Annotated in this window: 15 protein-coding genes; 5 read left to right on the forward strand and 10 right to left on the reverse strand. The window is 61.1% G+C overall.

The window, feature by feature from the left end; all coding sequences use genetic code 11:
- The gene (locus JQ597_RS16225; RefSeq protein WP_502752478.1) at positions 1–213 is read right to left on the reverse strand and encodes a hypothetical protein; all 213 of its coding nucleotides are present in this window, start codon (positions 211–213) and stop codon (positions 1–3) included.
- Positions 214–823: 610 nt separating this feature from the next.
- Positions 824–1,468 carry a response regulator transcription factor gene (locus tag JQ597_RS16230; protein WP_212265259.1) on the reverse strand — a complete coding sequence of 215 codons (645 nt, stop codon included), beginning with the start codon at positions 1,466–1,468 and terminating at the stop codon, positions 824–826.
- A 107-nt stretch (positions 1,469–1,575) separates the two neighbouring features.
- On the opposite strand from JQ597_RS16230, the gene JQ597_RS16235 reads away from it, so the two are divergent.
- Positions 1,576–2,871: a histidine kinase gene (locus JQ597_RS16235; protein ID WP_349628841.1), complete on the forward strand. Its 1,296-nt coding sequence runs from the start codon at positions 1,576–1,578 to the stop codon at positions 2,869–2,871.
- Between the two features lie 82 nt (positions 2,872–2,953).
- Here JQ597_RS16235 and JQ597_RS16240 read toward each other — a convergent pair whose 3' ends face one another.
- Complete coding sequence (locus tag JQ597_RS16240; RefSeq protein WP_249136155.1) at positions 2,954–3,403, reverse strand: nuclear transport factor 2 family protein; 450 nt, start codon at positions 3,401–3,403, stop codon at positions 2,954–2,956.
- 443 nt (positions 3,404–3,846) lie between these two features.
- On the opposite strand from JQ597_RS16240, the gene JQ597_RS16245 reads away from it, so the two are divergent.
- The 4 genes from JQ597_RS16245 (at position 3,847) to JQ597_RS16260 (ending at position 8,118) form a co-directional block, all read left to right on the forward strand.
- Positions 3,847–4,695 carry a carbohydrate ABC transporter permease gene (locus JQ597_RS16245; RefSeq protein ID WP_249147907.1) on the forward strand — a complete coding sequence of 283 codons (849 nt, stop codon included), beginning with the start codon at positions 3,847–3,849 and terminating at the stop codon, positions 4,693–4,695.
- Positions 4,696–4,699: 4 nt separating this feature from the next.
- Positions 4,700–5,536, forward strand: a complete 837-nt coding sequence (locus JQ597_RS16250) for a carbohydrate ABC transporter permease (RefSeq protein WP_211997879.1) — start codon at positions 4,700–4,702, stop codon at positions 5,534–5,536.
- A gap of 59 nt (positions 5,537–5,595) precedes the next feature.
- Positions 5,596–6,882: an ABC transporter substrate-binding protein gene (locus JQ597_RS16255; RefSeq protein WP_212265262.1), complete on the forward strand. Its 1,287-nt coding sequence runs from the start codon at positions 5,596–5,598 to the stop codon at positions 6,880–6,882.
- Between the two features lie 138 nt (positions 6,883–7,020).
- Positions 7,021–8,118 carry an ABC transporter ATP-binding protein gene (locus JQ597_RS16260; RefSeq protein ID WP_212265263.1) on the forward strand — a complete coding sequence of 366 codons (1,098 nt, stop codon included), beginning with the start codon at positions 7,021–7,023 and terminating at the stop codon, positions 8,116–8,118.
- A 117-nt stretch (positions 8,119–8,235) separates the two neighbouring features.
- Here the strand turns inward: JQ597_RS16260 and JQ597_RS16265 are convergent, their stop codons facing one another.
- The 7 genes from JQ597_RS16265 to JQ597_RS16295 all read right to left on the reverse strand — a co-directional run bounded on the left by JQ597_RS16265 (position 8,236) and on the right by JQ597_RS16295 (position 16,384).
- Positions 8,236–9,420, reverse strand: coding sequence for an NADH:flavin oxidoreductase/NADH oxidase (locus tag JQ597_RS16265; protein WP_212265264.1), 1,185 nt, complete (start codon positions 9,418–9,420; stop codon positions 8,236–8,238).
- A gap of 105 nt (positions 9,421–9,525) precedes the next feature.
- Positions 9,526–10,767, reverse strand: a complete 1,242-nt coding sequence (locus tag JQ597_RS16270) for a threonine ammonia-lyase (RefSeq protein WP_212265265.1) — start codon at positions 10,765–10,767, stop codon at positions 9,526–9,528.
- A gap of 205 nt (positions 10,768–10,972) precedes the next feature.
- Positions 10,973–11,749: an SURF1 family protein gene (locus JQ597_RS16275; RefSeq protein ID WP_212265266.1), complete on the reverse strand. Its 777-nt coding sequence runs from the start codon at positions 11,747–11,749 to the stop codon at positions 10,973–10,975.
- The gene (locus JQ597_RS16280) at positions 11,746–12,132 is read right to left on the reverse strand and encodes a DUF983 domain-containing protein (protein ID WP_249133543.1); all 387 of its coding nucleotides are present in this window, start codon (positions 12,130–12,132) and stop codon (positions 11,746–11,748) included. Before JQ597_RS16280 ends, JQ597_RS16275 begins: the two co-directional genes overlap by 4 nt.
- 595 nt (positions 12,133–12,727) lie before the next feature.
- Positions 12,728–13,585 carry an outer membrane protein gene (locus JQ597_RS16285; protein ID WP_212265268.1) on the reverse strand — a complete coding sequence of 286 codons (858 nt, stop codon included), beginning with the start codon at positions 13,583–13,585 and terminating at the stop codon, positions 12,728–12,730.
- Between the two features lie 476 nt (positions 13,586–14,061).
- The gene (locus JQ597_RS16290) at positions 14,062–15,132 is read right to left on the reverse strand and encodes a hypothetical protein (protein ID WP_212265269.1); all 1,071 of its coding nucleotides are present in this window, start codon (positions 15,130–15,132) and stop codon (positions 14,062–14,064) included.
- A gap of 355 nt (positions 15,133–15,487) precedes the next feature.
- On the reverse strand, positions 15,488–16,384 hold the full coding sequence (locus JQ597_RS16295; RefSeq protein ID WP_212265270.1) for a cytochrome c oxidase subunit 3: 897 nt from the start codon (positions 16,382–16,384) through the stop codon (positions 15,488–15,490).
- Positions 16,385–16,400 lie beyond the last annotated feature (16 nt).

Below are 16,400 nucleotides of genomic sequence, written 5' to 3' on the forward strand. Positions count from 1 at the left end.
TTACTCCGTGCAGACCTTGGTCGTCTTCATGCCGGTTTCGGCCTCCGTCTTGGTCTTGTAGATGCCGTTGTCGACGACGACGGTGGTCGTGCTGGCCGGCTTGGTTTCGACCACGGTGCACTTCTTCGTGGTGCTGTCGCGAACGACGTAATATTCGGCAGCCATCGCGGTCCCGGCTACGCTCGTTGCGGCAAACGCCAGTGCGCCGATCATCAGAAATTTCTTCAAGGTATCCTCCTCCGATTTTAGTGATGCCATCAGCAACCTGCGGAGAAACCGGATGTTCCACTTTTTCCCGAATGGTTTGCACTTCCCGGATTCCATCCTGGCCTATGCGCAGCGAGCCGGCTCGGTAACAGATCGGGAATAGTCGGCAATACCGCCCACTAAAGACCTCGGTCTTTCCGGCGAGCGGAACAAACATATGGCCGGGAACTTATAGACGTAGTCGCAATCATGCGATGGAGGACGACTGCATGAGACGCATTGCATTGATTGGCTGCGCACTGCTGCTGGCAATGACCGCATCCGCTTCCGCCAGGCTGGGAGTTGCGCCGCTTACCGTGCCGGATGACGGGGTGACCCAGGTCAAGCACGGACGTGGGCACGGTCACGGACATCGCATGGGCCGCGGTGGCCGGGGCCATCATCACGGTTGGGGCCGGGGTCGCGGGCACCATTACGGCTGGCGCCATCACCGTCGTCACTACTGAAACGCTCGCCCGGTGCTGCTTTCATCGATCCATTGCCCCGACGAAAGCAGGCACCGGCGGTATGGACGGTCGCGCCGACAGGCGCGGCCAGTTCAGTTTCCTGACGCCGGTCAGCCCAGCTCCATCTCGACGGCGATCCGGATCAAGTCGGAATGGTTCTTGGCGCCGAGTTTCTGCTTCAGCAGCGAGGTGGTGTTGGCCACGGTCTTGTAGGAAATATCGAGCGCGTCGGCGACTTCGACGATTTTGTCGCCGCGGCCCAGCAAGCGCAGGATTTCCAATTCGCGCGCGGTCATTTGCGAGGCCGGATTGGCCTTGATGGAAGCGCCCGAGAACGTCACTGCCTCAGCCAGTTGCGGCGAGATGAAATTTTCTCCCGAAGCCACCTTACGAACGGCCTTTACCAGCGTCCGCGGATCGTCGCCCTTGGCGACGTAACCCTGCGCGCCCATTTCCACCGCGCGAACCACGAAGGCAGGGTCGTCATTCATGCTGAACATGATGATTTTCGCGTCCGGATCCTCCTTGCGGATCCGTCGCATCAGCTCAAACCCCGAGACGTCGGGAAGTTTGATATCGATGATTGTGACATCCGGTCGCCGCGTCATATAGGCCTTGTGACCGGATTTGGCGTCCGCGGCGTCGTCAATTTTCACCGTCGCGTCCGAAGCGAACAGCGAACGGCATCCGGAAACGACCACGGGATGGTCGTCGACGATCAGGATCCTGGTTGCCGATTTGGCGATGTTCTGCATCCTTGCAGCCCCTTTTGGGATAAATAGGCATTTCGCGATAATTGAAAAGAGAAACCTGCGCTACGGGAGTTAGAATAGTCCGAATGTGGCAGAATCTTTCCCTTCGCATGCGGCTAATTCTCCCGCTCGGCACCATGTTCGTGGCCGCGCTGCTGCTCGGGGCGGTCTCGCTGCAGCTTTTCGCGCCGGCCCAACTGGTGGATGAAAGCGAGCCGGCATCGCGATCGGCAAAGGTGGTCGCCGAGGCGCTCAACAGCGCGCTGCTGACGTCCGCCAACCCGCAGCAAACGCTCGACGCATTTGTGCAGGCGCTGGGCACATCCGAGGCCATCCGCTTCCGCCGTACCGGTATCGAGACGGCGACGCCGTTGCCGGCGGAGATACGCACCCCGCTTGGACGCGTGCCGCACTGGTTCGTCGATCTTCTCGGCCTGCCGGAGATCGGCGCCTCGTTTCCGGTGAGGATCGATGGAAAGCAGGTCGGCGACATCCTGTCTTCGCCCGATCTTTCAGCCGACATCTACGAGAAATGGGTCGGCTTTCTCGCCCTCGTTTCATCCGTCATCGCCCTGATGCTGGTGACCGGAATTATCGCCTATTTGACCGCAGGAACCGTGGTCGATGCGCTGCGGAATCTGGGTGAAGGCCTGACCCGGATGCGGACGGGGGACTACCAGCACCTGATCGCGGCGACGGGTCCGCCGGAGATACGCAAGAGTTCCGAACTGGCCAATGAACTCGCGCGCACGCTGAACCAACTGAGCCAGGACAATCGCAGCCTGCTGCGGAAGGTCGTCTCGCTGCAGGACGATGAGCGCCGCGACATCGCGCGCGACCTTCATGACGAACTCGGGCCATTGTTGTTCGGGATCCGGGCCAACGCGGTGGCGCTACAGGACGGCGCGGCACAGCACAAGAAACTCGGCGCTTCGGTCGAGGCGATGCTTAAATCGGTCGAGGCGCTGCAACTTGCGAACCGCCGTATCCTCGACCGGTTGCGGCCGCTTCATATCCAGGAACTGGGGCTCGAGAAGAGTGTCCAGACCCTGCTGCAGTATGCGCGATCACAGGCGCCCGGCCTCAAGCTGAATGTGCGGATCGATCCCGCTCTGAACGACGTCGACGGGCTGCTTTCCCAGACCATCTACCGGGTTATCCAGGAGGGCGTGACCAATGTCCTCAGGCACGCCAATGCCAGCGCGATCAGCGTCGAGGCGATGATCGAAGGAAACCAGGTATTGGTGGAAATTTCCGACGATGGCGTTGGATTTACACCGGACCAGCGCTTTGGCCGTGGATTGACGGGAATGCACGAGCGCGTCCGGGCCCTGAGCGGGACATTCGAATTCAAGCGGCAGAACAGTCGGACCTATGTCCGGTGCCGTTTGCCGGCTGGCGTGTGAGGCGCACCGCTGGCCCAAGGATGCAGCGAAGGATGCAGCGCGAAAGAACATCAGGTTGAAAACTGGAGTGGCGACCGCGCCGTCACCAGGCGCGATCCGGCACACCAGCGACATCCGGCGCGGTTGCCGGCGCGAACGGGGCGCAGCGGGTTTGCAGAATCTTCCCGGCCGCGTCGAACGTGAAGACAATGCGAACGGGCCTGCCTTCGGAGTTCAGGTAATCGAGCATGACCCCGTCGGCAGACGGCGTGATCTCTTCCAGTCCGAAGGCATTGGGCGAGAACGCCTCGAGCCGGGGCCGCCAATATGATTCAAGCGCAGCCCGGCCCGCATAGGTGTTTCCGCCGTCGCAGCCACATTCGAGCCTTGCTTCGGACGCGTACAGGTCGAGCAGCGGACCAAGCTCATGTCGCCGGCAGGCATCGAGCCAATCGACGACAACAGCCACCTGATCGATATCGTTCGCGATATCCTTGGCGTTATCCTTGGCAATTTCCTTGGCAGTATTCTTGGGCAGGTTCGACATGTCCATTGGCTGCACCTGGCTCGATGGGTCGAGAAAGGCAACGGAGTTAAGGCGATCGTCGTGAACGGGCACTGAACCACCGGTTACCCGCAATTCAGTTTGAAACCAAAAACAATTTGGGTCCACGGAAGTTCCAGGCGCGATCAGCGGATTCAAGACAACCGTACTTTCGAACCAGCAATCTCTGGTAGCGGCAATCCGTACAAACGGTGAGCACGCGGATTCAAGCGTGGCAGCGCGTTTGCACCTTGCAGCCACACACTGCATGCGTCGCGCGTCTGCCTACGCCACAATGCGGATTGACTAGCCTCCGACGCCGCGCCCATAATCCCGATGCAAGGGGCTTTCTGCACGTACCGACCACAAGAGTCGTGACAGTCTGGTGCAAAGGCGGGGTAACGGGCTTGTCGGTATCGCGGCGTCCAATGTTCGGCGAGCAACAGCGGTTCATGCTGTTTCTCATTGCGCCGGCGGCACTCCTGATGCTGCTGTTTCAGGTGCTGCCGATCGTGATCGGCGCCAATGCCAGCTTCCGCGACTGGGCGCTCTACAACCCGAAAAAAATCTGGGTCGGCTTCAGCCATTATTACGCCGTGCTGTCGGATCCGGCGTTTCTCTACGTGGTGCTGCCGAACACCTTCCTGTTCATGATCCTGAGCGTGGCCGGGGCGCTGGTGACGGGACTGGCGCTGGCGCTGCTGCTCAACCGCCCGTTTCGTGGGCAAAAGCTGGTGCAGACCATCCTGCTGGTGCCGCTGATGGTGGCGCCGGTCGTGGCCGCTATCATGATCCGCTGGATGTTCAACGACCAGTTCGGCATCGTCAACACGGTGCTGGAGGCGATCGGGCTGGAAGGCCAGCCTTGGCTGGTGCAGCGCTGGAGCGCCTTCGGCATCATCCTGCTCACCGACATCTGGCTGTGGACGCCGTGGTTCACGCTGCTGCTGCTCGCGGGATTACAGAGCCTGCCGAAGGAGCCGTTCGAGGCGGCCGCGATCGACGGCACCACGACCTGGCGCGTGTTTCGTTTCCTGACCCTGCCGATGCTGCGCCCTGTCATCGTGGTGTGCGTGGTGATCCGCGCCATCGACGCCTTTCGCACCTTCGATATCGTATGGACGCTGACCGGCGGCGGGCCGGGCCGCTCGACCGAGCTGTTCAGCCTCTACGCCTATGTGCACGCATTCCTCAACCTCGATCTCGGCCGCGGCTCGGCGGCAGCGATCATCGGCGGGCTCATCATCCTCGTGATCGGCGTGGTGCTCTACCGCCTCGTCGACCGCATCGCAAAGGCATAATCAGATGCCGATCGTAAGCCGCCCCGATTTCCTGCCCGGATTACCGAAATGGAGCCGCAAGACGCTGTTCGCGCTGGCGCTGTTCGGCATCTGCTTTGCGTTCGCGTTTCCGGTGCTGTGGCTGATCCTGACCTCGCTGCGGCCGGAGTCCGGCGTCTATTACGTCCATCGCGGCACCGAATTCACGCTGGCCAGCTTCGCCGAGGTGCTGACCGACGACCGCATCGTGTCGGCCTTCCTCAACAGCGCGCTGATCTCGACGCTGGCGACCATCTTCTCGCTGCTGGTCACCGTCTCCAGCGGATACATGCTGTCGCGCTTCACCGGACCGGCGTCGCGGATCTGGTTCGGGACCATCTATGTGTTCCGCTGCATCCCCTATATTTCCTGGGTGCTGCCGCTGTATTTCGTGACCCAGAGCTGGGGCCTCTACGACACCTATACCGGGCTGCTGCTGCCGCACGTCGCGGTGCATATCTGCTTCTTCTCGTGGCTGATGAAGGGGTTTTTCGACGGCATCGATCCCAGCATGGAATATGCCGCGATGATCGACGGCTGCACGCGGTGGGGCGCCTTCATCCGCGTCGCCATACCGTCGGCGCTGCCGGCGATCTCGGCGCTCGCGGTGCTGTGCTGGCTGTTCACCTGGAACGAATTCCTGTTCGCGCTGATCCTGACCGGCAACCGCGTGCCGATGATCACGGTTGTCATGGCGCAGTTCGTCACCGAGATGGGGCTGCGCTGGAATTTGATGGCGGCGACCGCCGTGATGGCGCTGGTGCCGGCGTTCCTGGTCGCGCTGTTCGGGCAGAAATATGTGATCCGGGGACTGCGTATCTAGAAACGAAGGGGACGCTGAATACGACGAGGAAACAACACCAAAAACGAGGGAGGGAAGCGATGAAGCAACTGACAAAACTGGCTGTCGCAACGACGGTGGCCCTGTGGGCCGCCGCGGGAAGCGCGAGCGCCCAGGTGACTGAACTGCGGGTCGGCTACCAGCCGAGCCCGATCCAGGACAATTCGATTGCGATGTTCGAGGCCTGGGGCGCCAAGAACGGCGTCAAGATCGTCAAGGTGCCGAATTCCTACGGCGTCTATGTCGAGAAGATGACGGCGTCGCTGACGTCGAACTCCGATCAGTACGACGTGATCTGGCACAATGACGATTGGGGCCAGACCTGGGCGCATCTGCTCGAGCCGATGGATGACGTCGAAGCCAACAAATTTGCTTCCAAGTGGAGCATGTCACCGATCGTGTTCGGCAACGACAAGGGCCAGAACACCGTCGTGCCGATGGGCCAGACCTTCAGCGTGTTCTTCTACCGCTCCGACCTCGTCAAGCCCGAGGAAGTGCCGAAGACGCTGGATGAACTCGTCACCGTGAGCAAGAAGCTGCAGGCTGACGGCAAGGTGAAGTTCGGCTATGTCGCCGGCGCGTCGATGAACAACTCCTGGTTCACCTGGTTCTGGTCGATGTGGGGCAACAATTGCGACGTGCTGCTGCCGCCCTACGAGCGCGACAACAAGAAGCTCGCCGCGGCAGGATGGAAGTCGGGCATGACCGAGCCCTGCATGCAGAAGAACGTCGAATATTGGTGGGATGCGATCAATACCCACAAGATCGTGCCGCGCGGCATGCCGGCCTATGACCGCAACGAAGCCAACGCCGTGTTCATGGCCGGCGACGCCGCGTTCACGGTGGCGGACTCGCTGTGGTGGGGCACGTTCAACGATCCCGCCAAGTCGAAGATCGTTGGCAAGGTGGCTGCGACGCGTTTCCCGCTCGGTCCCGACCGCGCCAAGCCGTTCGCCTGGGACGACATCTGGGGCTGGGCGATCCCGAAGTCGATCTCGCCGGAGCGTAAGAAGAAGGCCAAGGAAATGCTTAACGCGATGATGCTGGACAAGGAAGGCCAGAAGAAGCTGTTCAAGGCGACCGGCGCGCCGCCGCCCAACACCGAGTTCTGGGCGGAGATCGCGGCGGAAGATGCGTTCATGAAGCTCTTGAAGGAATCGGTGCTGGATTCCCCGGACAAGGTGCGCGGCGCCTATTACTTCCCGCAATGGCCCGCCGTGCACAAGGCGTTCAACGACACCGTCACCAAGGCCGTCACCGGCAAGCGCGAGGATATCGCCAAGGTGCTGGCCGAAGGCGCGCCGCTGGTCAGCAAGGCGGCGCAATAAGTCGAAAGCAATATCCCGCCGCGGGAAATCGCGGCGGGATTGTTTTGGGTCAACATGATCTTTATCTTGACGCGTTTTCTTCACGCGAACCGGTATCCACTTCGCTTGAAAACGCTCTAGTAGGGTAACGGCGGGTAAATGGCAGCGATTTCACTCAGCAAGCTCAACAAGCATTATGGCTCGCTGTTCCACGCCGTAAAGGACGTCGATCTCGAGATCGCCGACAAGGAATTCGTGGCGCTGGTCGGCCCGTCCGGCTGCGGCAAGTCGACGACGCTGCGCATGATCGCGGGGCTGGAGGACATCAGTAGCGGTGACATCCGCATCGGCAACCGGGTCGTCAACGACCTGCCGCCGCGCGACCGCGACATCGCGATGGTGTTCCAGAATTACGCGCTCTATCAGCACATGAGCGTCTACGACAATCTCGCCTTCGGCCTGCGCAACAAGAAGACTTCGGAAGCCGAGATCAAGGCCGCGATCGACCGCGCGGCAAACATGCTCGGACTGCACGAATTGCTGGCGCGCAAACCGAAGCAATTATCCGGCGGCCAGCAGCAGCGCGTCGCGCTCGGCCGCTGCATCGTGCGCAATCCGGAAGTGTTTTTGTTCGACGAGCCGCTGTCGAACCTCGACGCCAAGCTGCGCGCGCAGATGCGGATCGAGATCAAGCGCCTGCACGCCGCCATTCCGACCACGTCTGTTTTCGTGACCCACGACCAGGTCGAGGCCATGACGCTGGGCGACCGGGTCGTGATCATGCGCGACGGCCGGGTGCAGCAGGTCGGCACGCCGCTGCAGGTCTACGGCAAGCCCGCCAACAAGTTCGTCGCCGGTTTCATCGGCGCGCCCGCGATGAATTTTGTCAGCGTCACCGTGCGCAGCGATGGCGGCGCGACGACGGTCGAGGCTGATGGCCTCAAGCTGACGGTCGGCGGCGCGGATGCGCGTGCGCTCGCGGCCTATCATGACAAGCCCGTGATCATGGGGGCGCGGCCCGAACATCTCGCCCTCGGCGAGGGCGCGCCGGGCGCAAGCTTTGACGCCCATGTCGAGGTCGTCGAGCAGCTCGGCTCCGAGATCCTGCTCGAGACCCGCGTGGGGAGCCACGGCATCACGGTGGCCCGGGTGCCAGCGGAAACGGTGATCGCGCGTGGCGATCAGGTCCGCGTCTCGGCCCAGCCCGGCCGGCTGCATTTCTTCGATCCGGAAACGGAATTGCCGATTACGGGTTGATTCCTCCCTCTCCGTCATGGCCGGGCTTGACCCGGCCATCCACGTCTTAACTCGGACGAATGAGAAGAAAGTCGTGGATGCCCGGGACAAGCCCGGGCATGACGAAGAAAGAACCCCTCACCGCTTCACGGCGCCGGTCGGGCTGGCAAACCCTTCCATGGTCCGGATCCGCTTTTCCAACCACCAGCCATATTCGGGCGCCCAGTCCTCGAACTTGCGGTTGATGCCGAGATCATGGGCCCAGTGATGGGCGATGTTGGGGTTGTACTGCGATTGCCGGCCGACCGCGATCAGATCGGCCTGGCCTTTTTCGAGCACCGCTTCGGCCTGCTCGGCTTCGAGAATGATGCCGACCGCCATGGTCGCGATGTCGACTTCCTTGCGGACACGCTCCGCATAGGGCACCTGGAAACCGAGGCCGCGCGGCACTTGGGCAGCCGTTGCCGAACCGGAAATGCCGCCGGAGGAGCAGTCGACCACGTCGACACCGCGCGCTTTCAATTCATGCGCCAGCGCCACCGTGTCGTCCATGTTCCAGCCGTTCTGCGCGCCGTCGACCGAGGACACGCGCACGAACAGCGGCATCGTGTCCGGCATTTCGCGCCGTACCGCCTCGACGATGTCGAGCGGCAGCCGCATCCGCCCCCTTCGGTCGCCGCCATATTCGTCGTTGCGGGTGTTTGATATCTGCGACAGGAACGAGGCCAGCAGATAGCCATGGGCCATATGAACCTCGATCACGTCGAAGCCCGCCTTGACCGCGTTTTTCGCGGCGTGCGCCCAGGTCTTCACCATGGCGCGGCAGTCTTCGGCGGTGAGCTGCCGCGGCGTCAGCCATCCCGGCGCCACCGGTTCGCTGGTCGGACCGACCGGCTGCCATAATTTGGCGCCCGCCTCGATCTCTTCCGGCGTGAGCGGACCCATACCGTCCATCGCCTTTTGCGAGGACGATTTGCGGCCGCCATGGGCGAGCTGAAGACCGATCGCGGTGTTCTCGCGCCTCATGAAAGCGATCAGCGGCTTGAAGCTTTCGACCTGGGCGTCGTTCCAGATGCCGAGATCGAACTCGTTGATCAGGCCGATTTCCTCGACGCCGGTAGCTTCGACAAACACCAGACCAAAACCGCCGAGCGCGTAACGACCGAGATGCACCTGATGAAACATGCCGCAGGTCGCCCCGGGATCGGCGCGGTAATGCACCATCGGTGGCACCACCAGGCGGTTCTTCAGGGTCAGGCCGCGAATGCTGAACGGCTGGAACAGCAGGGGGCGTGCGGGATCGGCGGGGGGCGCGTCGGACATCGGTGGCCTGTGGCGTGAACTGCGGGTAGCGAATGATCCATCATTTGAAATCCACGGTCCAGCCAGCCCTTGCATGTCATGCATGCAGCGACGCGCTTCGGCCCCCTAGTCGCCACCGACATCGACATCGAGGCTGGCGGCCTTCAGTGAGGCGATGGTCGCCTCAAGATGGGTCCGGTCTCGGGTTTCGATGACAACCTCAAGGACCACCGCCTTGGCTGGCAGGTCGGTGAAGATGCGTTGATGCGACACCTCGACGATATTGGCGCCTGCCTTGGCCAGGACGGCGACAACCGTGCCGAGCTGTCCGGGCCGATCCACGATGTCGAACTTCAGCTTCGAAAGCCGACCTTCCCTTGCGAGTTGACGCGTCAGCACACCGGAAAGGAGCCGCGTGTCGATATTGCCTCCGCTCAGCACCAGGCCGAGCGAACGGCCCTTGAAGCGGGCCTGATCGGCGAGCACGGCCGCCAAGCCCGCCGCCCCCGCGCCCTCGGTCACCGACTTCTCGATGGTGATGAAAAGGCTCAACGCGTGCTCAATCTGCTGTTCGGTGACGAGTACGATATCATCGACGAGCGCGCGCACGATCTTCGACGTGATCTGACCGGGCGCCTTGACGGCAATGCCCTCCGCGAGCGTGTCACCACGCATGGCTAGATGTTCCCCCTTGATGAGGTTGTACATCGAGGGATAAAGCGCGGCCTGAACGCCGACGATCTCGATATCCGGCTTGAGGGTCTTGGCGGCAACGGCGATGCCGGATATCAGGCCGCCGCCCCCGATTGGAACAACCAGAACGTCGAGATCGGGCACCGAAGCCAGCATCTCGAGCGCGATGGTACCTTGACCCGCGATGATCAGCGGATCGTCATAGGGATGGATATACGTCAAACTCTGTTTTCGACCGTAGTCAGTGGCGAGGGTGGCGGTATCCTCCAGCGTCGCCCCGCCCTCGATCACGGTCGCACCGTGCCGGCGCGTGTTCTCGATCTTCACAGTTGGAGTTCCCACCGGCATGAAGATCGTTGCAGGGATCGAGAGGCAGGCCGCGTGATAGGCCACGCCCTGTGCGTGGTTGCCCGCCGAGGCGGCTGCCACACCGCGCCGCCGTTCGTCGGCCGATAACGCAGACAGCCGATTGAGCGCGCCGCGCTCCTTGAACGTCGCCGTAAACTGCAGGTTTTCGAATTTCAGCCATATGTTCGCGCCCGTGATGTCGGACAACGTACGACTAGGCTCGAAGCTCGTCCGCTTCACGAAGCCGGCGAGCACGCCTGCCGCCGCCTCGATATCGCGAAGGGTAACCGGCAGGTGCGCGAGGGAAGCTTTCAACGTCTCGGTCATGACTATCGAATCTCTGCCGACACGTTCCACGCAGTAAGGGCGAAGACGGAGACGGCGGGTTACACTACCCAACCCACCCTATGAAGCTATTTCAGGAAAAAATACAGTGGCTTCGTAGGGTGGGTTAGCCGAAGGCGTAACCCACCGAGTAAGGGACGAGGATGGTGGGTTACGCTTCGCTAACCCACCCTACGACACCAAGAAGCTACGAAGCGGCGCTCCGCCTTTGCGCGCGCCACCACACGCCGAAGGCGATCACAACCGCGGCCGCCAGGCTGAACCAGGTGATGGCGTATTGCATGTGGTCGTCCTTGAGATGGACATTGAGCGGCCCCGGTTTCGGAATGCCGCTCTCGGGCACCGGTGATTCCAGATCGATATAAAACGGCGCGACATTCTTGCCGCCCTCGCCCCAGCCGAGCGCGCGCGCCATCGCAAGATGATCGCGGGTGAACCAGAGCCGCTTGGCGATGTTTTCCGACGGCGTCAGCGTGCCGGCGGCTTCGGGAAAGCGGAGGTAGCCGGTGAATTTGACCGGCTGGCCGGTGACGAGACGGCCGACCGCGCGATCCTGCTGGGCGCGATCCTGCATCGTGTTCTGCACGAAGCCGGTATTGACCGCGACGATTGCCCCATCGGCGGTTTGCGCCGGCAGGAACGCCCAGGTGCCCGGGCCGGACACGTCGTTACGGACCGAAGAGCCGGAGCTATAGACCATCACATCGGGAAGCCGCGCGTAAGCTCCGGTGAAACTGACGCGGCGGAATTCGTCTTTGGCCGGTGTCAGCGTGCCCCACTGCGCCTGTTCCGGCAGCGCCTTGGGCGCATCGGCCAGCCTTTCGTTCAGGGCGGCGATCAGCGCGTGCTTCTGGTCGCGCCGCTGCAATTGCCAGATCCCAAGGCTCAGGCAGGTCACGATCATCACGAGCGTGAAGATGGCAAAGCCGAGCGTACCACGCCGCCGCGCAACGACGCCGGTCATTTCGGCTCGCGGTCGATCAGGCGGCCGGGTGCGGCCTTGTGATGGTATTGCAGCGCGATCAGCAGCGACTTCATCGAGCGCAGCGGCAACAGCGTGGTCGCCAGAATCAGCGGCAGCCACAGCGCTGCATGCAGCCAGAACGGCGGCTGGTATTTTATCTCCACGATCAAGGCCGATCCGACCACGATCGCACCGGCGATCATGATGATGAAAATCGCCGGCCCGTCGCCGGCATCGATGAAGGCGTAATCGAGCCCGCAGGCTTCGCAGTTCGGCCGCAAATCGATGAAGCCCGCGTAGAGCTTGCCCTTGCCGCAGCGCGGGCAACGGCAGGCGATGCCGCGCAATGCGCTCTCGGTCAGCGTGGGAAGTGTCTCGTCCATTTGCATCCTTCTTCCCCTCTCCCCTTGTGGGAGAGGGTGCACTCGCGAAGCGAGGGCGGGTGAGGGGTCTCTATCCGCGGCGACAGACCCGTCATTCGGTGCCCTGGCCGACGCGAAGCGTCGGCGTTCCAAGAAACGGCGGCCGGAGGCGGCCTACGCCACCTTCATATGTACCGCAAGCTACTTATTGGAGAGCCATTCGCGTACTACCGGGTTGCCTCCACCTCAAGGCTCCCCGAGTGAATAATGGCCGTTTTGTTGCGCTGCCGCCAGTCCCATGGCGCGATGATCGATCCGGACCAAAGGCCCGCACGGTTCTTCTCTCGCAGCGATCTCGTCGGCATCGTAAGCGTGGGAATAGCGGACGAACGACAATGCCCACCCGATCGCACCATCCGCTTGCGCACTCCTCGCCTTCGACGAAGCAACTCGCGAGCGATCTCCGCATTCCCAAGCCTGTCTGCTGGAATGCCGGAATCAGTTTATGGCGGCCGCGACACCGCAGACCCATTTTTCCCAGCGCCTTCGAGGCGACTGCCCTAAGCGGCGCACAGGGAGGTGTGCGTGGCTTTAATGGATGGAAAGTTTGGAGAACTCAGTACCTTGCAACGACGGGGCCACCAAACCGGTACGCTATTCCTATCATTCCAATGTGCGTGTTGAGTTTCAAATCCGTGGCTACCGTTACAACTGAAACACCGGGGGATACCAGCACCAGCGAATTGCTCCACGTTCCGAAGTCCGAGTAACGATACTCAGCACGAAGCATCCAGTTTGCGAAAATTTTCGTGTCGATGCCGACGCCGGCCGTCCAGCCCGTTCGGGTGGAACTGTTCGTCGTCGTCGTAAGAAGGGGGATTGGCGTTGGTCCGCAAAGCGGATCAGTAAAGCTGGTTTCGCAGGTTATGGAGTTGGAGAAGTTCTGGAACGCGATACCGCCAGTCCCATAGAGCAGAACATTGGGAGCTACCAGATATCCGAGCCGCCCCCGCACATTCGCATCCCATCGAGCTTTCACGCTCGATACATTGGCGCCGGGGCCCGGGACACCCAGAATGCAGGTGACCGTGCAGCCGGGCGCGCCCACCGTCGTGACGGTACCATCAAAATACGCGGCATCGAGGACAATGCCGGCAACCCATTGAGGCGCGAACTGATAGTCGTATCCTGCAAAGCCGCCGTAGCGACCGTTTGAGGGGCGAAAGCCTCTAGGCGAACTACCGTCTACCGTTGGGGGAGGAATTACAAAGCCCGGCGCGACAACGCCAATCGACGTCGTGGTCCAATCGGCGTTGGCCTGCTCGCCGCCGATCGAGGCTCCAACATAAAAGCCGGTCCAGGTCGAAACCGCGGCTTCGGGCGCGTAACGAGGGGCTTTCACAGCCATGTCGGCAGCGGATGCGCCCATGGCGCTGGCCGCGAGAACGGATATTGCCAAAGCAAGTTTTCTCATGGAAAGCCCCAGCGCTCGTTGAATGGCCCGAACCAAAGCTTAAACGGGTTCATCGTGCCCAGATGTATCGTTCAGGCCACAGTCGGGACATTTCGGACGAACATGCGGAACCCTGTTCCGCTCTTGCCAACCCGTCCGCCGGCCTGGCGACCGCCAATCGCTGACGATCGGCATCGTGGTGTAGCCGAGCAAGAGCGGCGCCTCGTCAGCGAGCGCATCAACGCCGCGCTTGCAGCCACCAAGGCCGTGCGGCTGCACCTCTTCCGGTAGATCAAGGCCTGCGCCGACATATCCGGAGGCTACGGATGATGGCGGTTTGCTGCCCGTGGTGGAGTGGCCACAGGACCAGCATCAGAGCCTTGAGGAGCAAATTTGAAGCAGCCTGGATGAAATTTCCAAGCAGCACGGCGCGACACAGCGGCAGCGCCTCGCAAGGATCGGCCCCCGACGGTCAAGTCGAGCGTCATCCGATCATATCAACCGGTCGCTTTGCAAAAATCCCTCGCCGTGTAAAAAAACCGCCTTGCCCCGTGATACCACCACCCCACTCTTTGGAAAAGAAATCTGGATTCTCTTTTCGAAAGGTGAAGTATCTTCTCGTTGACAAAAACCTTGTGCGGATTTCTGGGGGCGCCGTCTGTTTCAACAGGAACAATTTCGGCATCATAAATTAGGCCATGCAATTCCGCGAAGATCATGGCTTCGATGACCAATATATCAATGAAGTATTTTTTATGTTTATCATCACCACGAAATTTCGTGCTTTGCGGATGATACTTTCTGGTTGCCATCCACGCATAGATCGCTCCTGAATCAAACAGGAAAGCGGCGGCGGCTTCTATGCCGTCTTTGTCTTTTACCGCAAGCGCGAACGCTTTCTGACGACGGACGCCATTCTCGATGAGTGCCTCTGCAATGCTCAGCGGGGCATAGCTCTGCGCGCCATTGCTGGTAAGATTGCTCTGGTAAAACTTACAAAAGTCAGACGCTGAGATATCCTCTATTTTAGCTTGTTCCAATGCGGTTCTGTATCTAGTTCTTCCGTCTCTTGAAATGGTTTTCAGTACTTTTTCTCTGGCTTGCGCATACGCGTCACGCTCATAATTTTGTTTGCTGGGTGAACGGACGTATTTGGGTATTTTGATGCATTCAAACCCGGCTTTGATGAACGCATCGCGAATGATGCCGGAATCATCATCCAGGATGAATTGGCAGTAACCAATCGATCTAGGTAGCTGCTTTATAATATCGGCAATCGCACCTCGTTTCTCTTCATCACTTATGTGCTTGTCGAGAAAGACGAATGAGCTGAGCCGTCTCCAGTTATCTAAACTTGTTATCCTTGGAAAAATGCCCAGTACGTTTGTTTGGCAATACGGAAAAGCGCATATCAGCTTGCCGGCTCTGTTGAATGCTTTGGCTACCCGGTGCTCCTTCCTGTACGCGATATCTACGAACCAGGGCTGCGAAAAGATCGATACCTCGTCCGGGTGTGCGCCCGCGATCCAATCGCGTTTGCTACTCTTCGGCACGAGCGTCGCCGCCAAAAGGCGGCTCCTCCAATTTTCGAAATTCGCGATGTTCAATATCTTCCGGCGGTAATCGTTCAGTCTATCGGCGCGCGCGGGAGCTCCCCCGACCGCCCGGTAGCCTGTTCAGAGTATTCGGGGGGCGACGCAAGAGTGAGTGCGCAGAAGGATTACCCAAACCGGCAAGCCGCTCCGGCTAGCGCTGAACCGGTCTCCATGCTGTCACGATCCGAGACTTCACCCGTCGGTGACCGTGTCAGCATGAGGATGGTTAACGCCCGGCGATACACGCATCTCGATCGTTAGCCCAAAAGGCAAACGAAAGAAAAAGGGCGGCCCTGCGGCCGCCCTCTTGCAACACAATGATGCCAGATCAATGTGTGGCGTGCGCGACAGCGTCAGCGCCGCGGAACCAGACATAGATGCAGATGAACAGGAACAGCCACACCACGTCGACGAAGTGCCAGTACCAGGCGGCGAATTCGAAGCCGAGATGCTGGGTCGGCGTGAAGTGTCCGGCGTAGGCGCGGAACAGGCAGACCAGCAGGAACACGGTGCCGACAAGTACGTGGAAACCGTGGAAGCCGGTCGCCATGAAGAAGGTCGCGCCATACATGTTGCCGGAGAAGTGGAATGTGGCGTGGGCGTATTCGTAGGCCTGCACGCAGGTGAACAACGCGCCGAGCACGACGGTGAGGATCAGGCCGTATTTCAGGCCCTTGCGATCGCCTTCCAGGAGCGCGTGATGCGCCCAGGTCACCGTGGTGCCCGAGGTCAGCAGCAAGAGCGTGTTGAGCAGCGGCAGATGCCAGGGGTCGAAGGTCTCGATGCCCTTCGGCGGCCAGGTGCCCGGCACGCTGCAGGCGCCTGCCGCGGTGCCGGCGCCACAGCCGAACACCGCGTCGCGGGTGGCGTGGATGGCATCGGCCGGGAACAGCGCGGAATTGAAGAACGCCCAGAACCACGCGACGAAGAACATCACCTCGGAGGCGATGAACAGGATCATGCCGTAACGGTGGCTGATCTGCACCACGCGGGTGTGGTCGCCCTTGAACTGGGCTTCGCGGATCACGTCGCCCCACCAGCTCGCCATGGTGTAGAGCACGCCGATGGTGCCGGCGCCGAACACGATCGGCGCCGCCGCATACATATGGTGCATCCAGCCGATCGCACCGACGGCCATGATGAAGGCCGAGATCGAGCCGACGACCGGCCACGGGCTCGGATCGACGAGGTGGTAGTCGTGGTGCTTCGCGTGCGCCGTAGCCATTGCGGTCTCTCCGTTA

It is taken from the genome of Bradyrhizobium sp. AUGA SZCCT0177 (assembly GCF_018130125.1).
In the GTDB taxonomy this organism is placed as follows: Bacteria; Pseudomonadota; Alphaproteobacteria; order Rhizobiales; family Xanthobacteraceae; genus Bradyrhizobium.

What these genes read in the sequence shown, in the direction of transcription:
- JQ597_RS16235 (WP_349628841.1), top strand. Translation starts at nt 1,576, where the DNA reads ATGCGGCTAATTCTCCCGCTCGGCACCATGTTCGTGGCCGCGCTGCTG.
- JQ597_RS16250 (WP_211997879.1), top strand. Translation starts at nt 4,700, where the DNA reads ATGCCGATCGTAAGCCGCCCCGATTTCCTGCCCGGATTACCGAAATGG.
- JQ597_RS16270 (WP_212265265.1), bottom strand. Translation starts at nt 10,767, where the DNA reads ATGACCGAGACGTTGAAAGCTTCCCTCGCGCACCTGCCGGTTACCCTT.
- JQ597_RS16260 (WP_212265263.1), top strand. Translation starts at nt 7,021, where the DNA reads ATGGCAGCGATTTCACTCAGCAAGCTCAACAAGCATTATGGCTCGCTG.
- JQ597_RS16275 (WP_212265266.1), bottom strand. Translation starts at nt 11,749, where the DNA reads ATGACCGGCGTCGTTGCGCGGCGGCGTGGTACGCTCGGCTTTGCCATC.
- JQ597_RS16280 (WP_249133543.1), bottom strand. Translation starts at nt 12,132, where the DNA reads ATGGACGAGACACTTCCCACGCTGACCGAGAGCGCATTGCGCGGCATC.
- JQ597_RS16225 (WP_502752478.1), bottom strand. Translation starts at nt 213, where the DNA reads ATGATCGGCGCACTGGCGTTTGCCGCAACGAGCGTAGCCGGGACCGCG.
- JQ597_RS16295 (WP_212265270.1), bottom strand. Translation starts at nt 16,384, where the DNA reads ATGGCTACGGCGCACGCGAAGCACCACGACTACCACCTCGTCGATCCG.
- JQ597_RS16245 (WP_249147907.1), top strand. Translation starts at nt 3,847, where the DNA reads ATGCTGTTTCTCATTGCGCCGGCGGCACTCCTGATGCTGCTGTTTCAG.
- JQ597_RS16240 (WP_249136155.1), bottom strand. Translation starts at nt 3,403, where the DNA reads ATGGACATGTCGAACCTGCCCAAGAATACTGCCAAGGAAATTGCCAAG.
- JQ597_RS16265 (WP_212265264.1), bottom strand. Translation starts at nt 9,420, where the DNA reads ATGTCCGACGCGCCCCCCGCCGATCCCGCACGCCCCCTGCTGTTCCAG.
- JQ597_RS16255 (WP_212265262.1), top strand. Translation starts at nt 5,596, where the DNA reads ATGAAGCAACTGACAAAACTGGCTGTCGCAACGACGGTGGCCCTGTGG.
- JQ597_RS16285 (WP_212265268.1), bottom strand. Translation starts at nt 13,585, where the DNA reads ATGAGAAAACTTGCTTTGGCAATATCCGTTCTCGCGGCCAGCGCCATG.
- JQ597_RS16230 (WP_212265259.1), bottom strand. Translation starts at nt 1,468, where the DNA reads ATGCAGAACATCGCCAAATCGGCAACCAGGATCCTGATCGTCGACGAC.